Here is a 1,734-nt window from a genome sequence, read left to right as displayed (position 1 = left end):
GCCCTTGGCTTCTTCCTTGCCGTCCAATGCAAATTTCTTGAAGGTGGCTCGGGTCCCAGAGCTAGCCGGCCGGTTGACCAGGGTTATTTTAACGTCTGGTCCACCTACTTCCTTCCAGTTGGTAATTTTACCGGTCCAGATGTCAATCATCTGCTGCTTGGTGAGGTTAGTAACCTTGGCCCCTACCTCTGGATGTACCACAGCTGCCATGGCCACAACGCAAACTTTATGATCCTTTAGTTGAGAAGCTTCTTCTGGTTTCAGCTTTTCCTCTGCAAATAAGTCCGAATTTCCAATCTGAAAACCGCCTTGGAGTACCTGGGTCAAACCAGTACCGCTACCCCCACCTTGAACCGAAATCTGGGCCCCGGGATTCTTAGCCATAAACTGCTGGGCCGCAGCATCCACAAGGGGCTGAAGAGCAGTGGATCCGCCAGCAACAATGGAGCCAGTCACCCCAGAAGTGCTTCCGCCAGTGTTACCACCAGCAGACGGGGTTTCCTTTGGCTTACCGCAACCTACTACTGCCACTGCCAGCGCCAGAACCAGACTCAGCAACAGCACTCCCTTACCGAACCTCTTGTTTAACAAACTCCATCCTCCTCCTTGGATTTTGGGTGCCAGTCTGCAACCCGCCGAGCTTTTCGGCCTCAGGCTAAGTATAGCTGAGGCCAGTTAAATGGAAAGTAAAGGCATGTTAAAAGTAAGTTCATTGGTAAGGGAAAGGGTTAAAGAATGTGCAGGCAAGAAGAACTGAAAGAACATAAAACCCGGTCTCCGGGTTGGAGGCAGTATTCATCTCTTTGGGTCCAACTTACCCATGCCACCAAAGGAAAGCCGCAATCTACTTCAACCCGGTATCCGCCTTCAGTAGGGACCAGCCGGCTGATAACCCCGGTAATCTGATTGGTGTCCGGCTTGGTTGCATCCTGGGAGCAATAAGCCTCATGCCAAGGCACCAGGCTAACATCCTGGGACCTTAAGCATAAGGTAACTTTCGTCCCTGTCTCTGCCCTCCGGCCTTGATCGCTTAAATCTAGACTAACTAGCTTGGCGGCCGGCGCGGTTACTGGAGCCACCAAAAACCGCCTGTGAGGGTTGGAATTCATCATCTCAAGCACCAGGCCAGGGATGAGATTATCAATCCCCACAAATGAAGCCACTTCTACCGAGGCCGGTGCAGTCAAAACCTCCCTGACCGTGCCTTCCTGATAGATAGTCCCATGCATTAACACCAGCACCCGGTCGACTAAACCAGGAAGGTCGGCAAAGTCATGGGTTACCAAAACCACTGTAGTCTGCCGCTTGCCAATAAGCTCGGCCAAATCGCTCAGGAGAACGGTACGGCTACTCTTGTCCAAGTTGCTAAAAGGCTCATCCAAGAAGATTATTTCCGGAGCCAGCACCCAAGCCCGAGCCAAGCTGACCCGCCGCGCTTCGCCACCGGACAGGGCGTGGGCCTTTCGCCTGGCCAAGTGGGTAATTCCTAGCCGCCCTAGCCACTCGTTGACCCGGGTTCGGACCTCATCTTCCTTTAGCCCACGAAACCTCAACCCCAAGGCTACATTATCGTAAACCGTATCATTGAGAAGCAATGTCTCCTGGAATACGGTAGCCATCCTCCGGCGCAACCTCAACCAGTCGCCCCTATTAGCTGGGCCAACGACCTCACCCTTCCAGTACAGCCTGCCCTGGGTGGGCGGCTCGATTAACCCTAGAACCCGAAGCAAGGTG

The 1,734-nt window shown here is 53.4% G+C and carries 2 protein-coding genes; both read right to left on the bottom strand.

The features are described 5' to 3' along the window. Positions 1 to 591: substrate-binding domain-containing protein (locus tag H5U02_15430; GenBank protein ID MBC7343810.1), on the bottom strand; the 591-nt coding region annotated here is incomplete at its 3' end. Positions 592 to 728: 137 nt separating this feature from the next. Beyond that, positions 729 to 1,734, bottom strand: a 1,006-nt coding sequence (locus tag H5U02_15425) for an ABC transporter ATP-binding protein (protein ID MBC7343809.1), incomplete at its 5' end; no start/stop codon positions are given.

Source organism: Clostridia bacterium (assembly GCA_014360065.1).
In the GTDB taxonomy this organism is placed as follows: Bacteria; Bacillota; DSM-521; order Neomoorellales; family JACIYF01; genus JACIYF01.
Note: the sequence above shows the minus strand (reverse complement) of the source record. Positions and strands in the feature narration are given on the sequence as shown.